At 61.8% G+C, this 6253-nt stretch carries 8 protein-coding genes; 3 read left to right on the forward strand and 5 right to left on the reverse strand.

Features of this window, described 5'->3' with window-relative positions:
- Positions 1–127: 127 nt before the first annotated feature.
- On the forward strand, positions 128–793 hold the full coding sequence (locus VMR39_RS02945; RefSeq protein ID WP_325414178.1) for a UPF0149 family protein: 666 nt from the start codon (positions 128–130) through the stop codon (positions 791–793).
- 83 nt (positions 794–876) lie between these two features.
- Here the strand turns inward: VMR39_RS02945 and VMR39_RS02950 are convergent, their stop codons facing one another.
- The 3 genes from VMR39_RS02950 to VMR39_RS02960 form a co-directional block, all read right to left on the reverse strand.
- Positions 877–1275, reverse strand: coding sequence for a type II toxin-antitoxin system VapC family toxin (locus VMR39_RS02950; protein ID WP_325414180.1), 399 nt, complete (start codon positions 1273–1275; stop codon positions 877–879).
- Positions 1272–1529 carry a type II toxin-antitoxin system prevent-host-death family antitoxin gene (locus VMR39_RS02955; RefSeq protein WP_325414181.1) on the reverse strand — a complete coding sequence of 86 codons (258 nt, stop codon included), beginning with the start codon at positions 1527–1529 and terminating at the stop codon, positions 1272–1274. Before VMR39_RS02955 ends, VMR39_RS02950 begins: the two co-directional genes overlap by 4 nt.
- 109 nt (positions 1530–1638) lie before the next feature.
- A complete protein-coding gene (locus VMR39_RS02960) occupies positions 1639–3678 on the reverse strand; it encodes a ParB/RepB/Spo0J family partition protein (protein WP_325414183.1) in 2040 nt (679 codons plus the stop codon).
- 150 nt (positions 3679–3828) lie between these two features.
- Between VMR39_RS02960 and VMR39_RS02965 the strand changes: the two genes are divergently transcribed.
- Positions 3829–4104, forward strand: a complete 276-nt coding sequence (locus VMR39_RS02965; RefSeq protein ID WP_325414192.1) for an HU family DNA-binding protein — start codon at positions 3829–3831, stop codon at positions 4102–4104.
- 57 nt (positions 4105–4161) lie between these two features.
- Here the strand turns inward: VMR39_RS02965 and VMR39_RS02970 are convergent, their stop codons facing one another.
- Both VMR39_RS02970 and VMR39_RS02975 read right to left on the reverse strand, forming a co-directional pair.
- Positions 4162–5070, reverse strand: a complete 909-nt coding sequence (locus VMR39_RS02970; protein ID WP_325414185.1) for a DUF7146 domain-containing protein — start codon at positions 5068–5070, stop codon at positions 4162–4164.
- Complete coding sequence (locus tag VMR39_RS02975) at positions 5067–5555, reverse strand: sigma factor-like helix-turn-helix DNA-binding protein (RefSeq protein ID WP_325414187.1); 489 nt, start codon at positions 5553–5555, stop codon at positions 5067–5069. Before VMR39_RS02975 ends, VMR39_RS02970 begins: the two co-directional genes overlap by 4 nt.
- A 367-nt stretch (positions 5556–5922) precedes the next feature.
- On the opposite strand from VMR39_RS02975, the gene VMR39_RS02980 reads away from it, so the two are divergent.
- Positions 5923–6253, forward strand: a 331-nt coding sequence (locus tag VMR39_RS02980; RefSeq protein ID WP_325414189.1) for a helix-turn-helix transcriptional regulator, incomplete at its 3' end; no start/stop codon positions are given.

Raw genomic sequence — 6253 nt, forward strand, 5'->3', positions numbered from 1 at the left:
ACCTTCTCGTTGGAGAACGGGACAATCCTGCTGCCTCCTTCCCGCTCTCCTTCATTCCGGTCCCTGGATTTGGGGGACGATACATCAGACCCGATGACGTGGGGTCAGCTCGAGGCTATGAAAGAGCATGGCCATTCCACTCGACTATCTCGACGAACTCGACCGGTTGCTGCTTGACCAGGGCGAGGATTGCATGCTGCTTTCGCAACTGGACGGCTTCCTCACCGGGATCCTTGTCAGCCCCGATCTGCTTGCACCCAGCCAATGGCTGAAGATGATCTGGACTGGTGACGACGGCACGGGCATGCTGGATTTCACCGACATGGGCGGTCTCCAGCATTTCACTGACCTCGTCATGCACCACTATCATGTCATCCTGGCCTGCCTCGGCCAGCCGGGCAGCTTCGAGCCGGTGCTCGAAATCGACACACGGACGGACGAGACATTGTGGGAGATGTGGATCGAAGGCTTCGGACAGGCGATGGATCTTGCGCCTTCCGGATGGCAGCGTATCCTCGATGACGATGATCCCGGTTGCCGCGCCGCGCTCGAGGGCATAGCCGAACTTCGCTCGTTCGCCGATGGCACGAAGAAGCTCACTCTCACCGCGGAAGACCGATGGGATCGGGAAGCACCTGACCTGATCCCGATCTGGGTCGAGATGCTGCACCAGTGGCGGCTTGAGAATGATCCCAACCGGCCGGCCACCATCCCGCGTCAAAAGATTGGACGCAACGATCCATGTCCCTGCGGGTCGGGCCGCAAATACAAGAAATGCTGCGGTCTGAATTAAACGATCGCAGACAGCGCAGGGTGATCGCCTTGGCCGTCAGTTCGACGTTTCTTTGCGCCCTTCCAAACGGCAAACGATATGCATCAACCCCCGCAAGGCAACTGGCGATCGACATCTGTCCGGCCAAAGTCGTCTCCGACGAAAAGCAGCGGGCAATTTCGCTCCTTCGCGATTTCATAGGCGAAGCAGTCCCCAAAATTGAGGCCTGCAGGATGAACCCCCTTGCCCCACCGGGCGTAAGCGTCTGCGACGCGTTTGGCGGAGGCGGCAGTCACCAGCGCGATCTCGATGCCAAGACCCTCGATGAGGCGACGCGCCTCTGCTCCCACGTTGCGCCGTCCGGCGACAATGAGCGTCTCGGCCAACGTCCCCGATGACATCATAATCGCCCCCTCTTCGCCTTCAAGCGCGGCGATACAGGCGTCAGCTTCCGGTTCATTCAAAAGTATCGCCATGATCGCCGAGGTGTCGACCACGATCATCCGGGCATGCCCTCATCGCCATAAAGGAAATCCTGGCTATGCGCTGCATCCGGGCCGGCCGTCGCCTTGGCTGTGGCGGCCATGCGCACCTCTTCCAGCAATGTGCGGCGGCTCGCCCGATCGGTAGGTACTTTGATGGGCACAAGACGGACTGCAGCGTGACCATGACGGGTCAGGATGATTTCGTCCCCTGCTTCCGCGCGTCGAACGAGGTCGGTGAGTTGGCCTTTCGCGTCAGATACGGAAATATGCATAGGAGGTTATCCCGGAATATTTAGAGCAATGGCTTATTTTAGACCATTGGATAGTCCAATTCAAGGCCGAAGCCGGGGCCGGGAATGCATTCCCGGCCCCCGGTCGCGTTCAGGCGGCCTGCGTAAAGCTTTCGTCGCCGTCGTTGTCGCCTTCTGCGTTCACCGTGTCCGTCAGGTCGTTCCCGCTATTATCGGAGGAGGTCGGCTCGCCGCAGATCTCGGGCGCGGTGAACCGCATCTGATCGGGCAGCCAGGCGACCGCCCGTTCCTGGATCTCGGGCTCGATGATGACATCGCCACCGAACAGCCGTTCAGCCGACGCGGCAAGATCGTGCTTTTTCGATCCGGAATAGCGCACCCGCAACTCCAGTCCGCCAATCTCCTCGAACAGGGCAAGGATGCCGGGCTTGGTCAGCTTGTCGAAGTAGGTGAGCGCGGTCGGACGCCACCAGGCCGCGACATCGACCCCGAGCTTGCGCCCCAGATGATCGAGAAAGCCGGTGCCAGCGCGGCCATCGGGAACGGCGTGAAGCGTGCGCGCAATCGCCCATCCCAGCCAGGCCGCGCGCGCTTCATCGGGGAGCGCGCAGAAGGCGTCATAGCGATCCGGAACGGCCTGGTGATTGACCCAGCTCCGATCGAGCGCCTCGTCGAGCTTCGTCCATTCCCCGGCGGCGGCCGTTGCCGGCTTGAAGTCGGGGAGGAGACGGGACGGCGCGGAGGCTCGCAAATCGCTCGGGATATCGAAAGATGCCAGGCGGGATTCGCGGTCGACCATGATGAAGGTGCCCAGATCCAACGCGAACGCGGGATCGCTGGCGACGTGGACCGCCAAAAGCTCGGTCTTCATCATCGCCAGCATTTCACGAAGGCGCTGGCTTATCACAGGGCGGGCGTCGCCGGCGGCGATGCTATCCTGCGTTTCGTCGCCGGCCTCATCGTCACCGTCGTCGCCGTCATTATCGGCCTCGCTGCTCTCCTCGTCGGGCACCGGCGCGACATAGAGTTGGTGATGCATTTGCGGCGTGCCGTCTTCGCCGAGCACCACATAGCCGAGCGCGGTCGCTTTCTGTTCGGGATCGATCACCGCGTCGCGTTCGACGATCGTCGTCAGTTCCGCCTGGAGCGCGGCATAGCGCTGTTCCTCGTCCTCTTCCGGCTCATAGTCCTCATCTTCCGAAAAAAGTTCGATCTCGGCGAGCTCCTCCTCAATCTCCTGCTTGCGCGCTTCCTGCTCCTGCGTGAGTGGCTCGGCAGCGCCGGTCAGCGGCTGCAGCGCATAGGTCTCCATATAGGGGATGCGCGCGCCGGTGACGACGCGCACTTCCCCCAGGCCTTCGCGCTCACGGATCGCCTCGGCCTGCGCGGCGAGTTTCGCCTCCGCCAGTTCATCGAGGATATGGGTGTCGATCCAGCGCTCGTCGGCAGCGGTCGAGAACAGATCCGCGTCCTCGACGCGGCCGCCAGCCGCGATATAGGTATCCCGCCCGACCAGCAGGGCCTTGGGATCGTTCGCCCGATAGCTGTAGCCATTGAGCGCCCGCCGGATCTCGTTGACATTATCGCGCGAATAGCTATTTCGCAGCGCTTCCCAAACCGCCGTCTGGCGACCAGTGTCGGCGGTCGTCGCGTAAGCCTTGGCCACATCGAGAGTGATTTCGTCAGCCTCGAGCGCCTCGAAGATCGGCTGGGCCAGATTGGCGAGGCGCAAGCGCCCGATTACGAAGCGTTCCTCAATGCCGAAACGCTTGGCGATCTCCGCCGTGCTGCGTCCCTCGACCTCGATCAGATCGCGAAATGCCAGGCAATCTTCGGCTGGCGACATTTGAAGCCGATCGTAGTTTTCAGCGAGGCTGATCTCCCGGCCGTCCTTCCTGTTGGTGAGAACAAGGACGGGCACCTCATGATCGGGAGGCAGCGTGCCCTTCTCGATCAGGCGATGGATCGCGTCGAGGCGTCGGCCGCCGGCGGTGATACGATAATGGCCCTTTTTGCGGGAGACCGGCACGCCGACGAGATTCTGGATGAGGCCATGTCCGGCGATGCTGGCTTCGAGTTCAGCGTCAGCACGCAGATCGGTCCGCTTGCGAACATTGACCGGCGACTTGGTGAGATGGATTGCCGGGACGAGAATGGATGGCTTGGTCATGCAATGGACTCCGCAAAAGCTGCGGCCCGCACATCGAACCGCGCATCCGGTTCCCTCCCCCTTTCCTTTCTGTTCGCACGGTTTTGGTTCGTGACGACAGGCAGGCGCAACGCTATGAACCCTAGCTTCGCAATTTTCAGGAGGACGTTTATGAACAATTCCGAGCTGGCCGAAGCGCTCACCGCCGGTCATGGACTCACCAAGGCTGATGCCCGCAAGCTCGTCGACGCCGTATTTGGGGTCATCGCCGACGCGGCAGCCAAAGGGGACGAGATTTCGCTGAACGGGTTTGGCAAATTCAAGGTCAAGGACAGCCCGGCGCGCGATGGGCGCAATCCGGCGACGGGCGAAACCATCTCCATCAAGGCGTCGAAGAAGCTGACGTTCACGCCCGCCAAGGCAGTCAAGGATCGCCTGAACGGCTGACCGGCATCGCTGCCCTGTTTCTGTGGTCGCAGGGCAGCCCACCCTCGTTCATAGCCTTCAGGCAGCGCGTTGCCGCCTTTCCAGCACATCCGCCCAATCATTGTTGGGCGGCGGCGGCCACACGCTGATGATCTCCAGGCCCGGTCGCTCATAGGCAAGGCGAGCACTTTTATTCGCTTTCCACCCAGCCGCATCCCTGTCGAACAGCAGGACGAGCCGCTCCAGCCAATCGGGTAACAGGATATGCCCCGCACGTTCTGCCCCGAGGATCGCCCAGACCGGAATCCGGTGCAACTGCATCGCGGCCAGCGCGGTCTCGATGCCTTCGGCCAGGCCGAGGACCGCAGCGGGGGGCATGAGTTGCACCGCGCCGCGCCCAGGACGTCCGAGCATCATGCGGGGATCGGCAAGATCGCTGGCCCGGGAGGCGGTTGCAGGCTCGAGGAAGGTGCGGTGGATGGCGACGATCCGCCGCCGCTCCCGCACGGCCGCGATCATTGCCGGCCGGAACACCACGCCGCGGCCTCGTCCCAGCGGCGTGCGTGGATTATAGCGCAGATCATGCCAGGGCGGTGTGAGCAGGCGCCCCGACAGATAGGTTTGCGCGGGTGTGCCGGCGAGAGACGCGGATGCGTCCCATGTGCGCAGGGCGGGGCCTGCCCCTGTTTGAGGCAAGGGCACATTGCTCGACGAAGCCGGAATGTGCCGCTCCGCAAGAGGCAGGCGTAGACGCCGGATCGCCCGTAGGACATCTCTCGTCTCGCAACCTGCGAAGCATTTGAACAGTAGCGCATGCCTGCCGACACGGATCGACAGGCTGGGATTATGGTCGTCATGGGCGGGACACAGGCATAGACCGCGATCCTTCTGCCATGTGCCTCCCAGGCGCCGACACAGGCTTGCGCCCTGGAATTCCAGTTCAGGAGATTGCATCGTTGTAAGCTGACCTGCCGGATCAATCTTCATGTCTCGTCGAGCGCCTCCGACAGTATCAGAAGCGCCGACGCCAGTTCGCGCTGGACCTCAGCGACTCCGAGATTCAGCCTGAGGGCTATCGCGGGGTAGGCAAGACCCTCGACGCAATGGGCGAGGAAAACGGCGCAAGTTTGCTGCGGCAAGTCCGCAAGCACATTGCGCAGCTTCGTCATTCGCCCCGGATCGCAGGACGCCAAGGCTTGCTGCTCCACCCATATCCATCCCCTGACCCAGACACCGCTAGGTGTCTCCTCGATATGGGCTTCGTCTGTTTCGATGCGCAGCACGGGGGCACCTTCCAGCCTGGCCCTGGCAAGTGCGACTGCCGGATGCGGCCCCCCGTCCAGCTGAGCTGTCATGGCATCAAGACGGCCAAGCAGATGCGCGCGACGCTGACGGCGCGACCACGGCCAGCCTCCGGTCACGAGATATGTTTTAAGGTCGTGAAGTAGAGCCAGAATTTCAGAATTCTGCATGGCAACCGGTTCCTCTTGGGGCTTTCTCCGCTCACCCCCATCCTCCCTCCTTCCCGAGGCCCGACCGCTGCAGAGCAGCGCTCTCCCGGACGATCATATGTCCCGGGCCATGGAATGCGTTCGTGAATCGCAAAAGCTGCATGGATGCCGCGAGCATTGATCGTCTGGCGCCGCGTTCGCGGCACGACAGGTTTGGATTGCTTCTGAAACAACCTGTTAAACCAGATGCGGAGCGGCTATGTTTTCGAAAGGTTTTTGTTTGAAACAGAATGGCTGCGACCGGAGACTGACGGCAAATCGATTTCGAATGGACTGGTTGGGGAGGACGCAGCTTCCGGTCGCCATGAACTGGCGAAGGGATACGCCCTTGAACGAGGAAGACTATTCAGAGCGGCTGGAACGGCTCAGCGCGCGCAAGGGTGATTGCCTGCGAGAAGCCGCCAAGGGCTATTCGTCAAAAGAGATCGGACGGGTCCTCAACCTCTCCCCCCATACGGTGAACAACCATATTCTCGAGACCCGGAAGATACTTGGGAACGTGTCGCGATGGAAAGCGGCGCAGCTTTTCGTGGACTGGGAGGCTGGCAAAGGGGGGCATATTATACCCCCCTATTCGATAGCTATTCCCGGCGATGCAAATTCCGGGTCAACTGCGTCCACCGAAACCCAGGCGGACGTACCGTCGGCGCAAGAGGAAC

Source organism: Sphingobium sp. (assembly GCF_035511395.1).
Classification (GTDB): Bacteria; Pseudomonadota; Alphaproteobacteria; order Sphingomonadales; family Sphingomonadaceae; genus Sphingobium.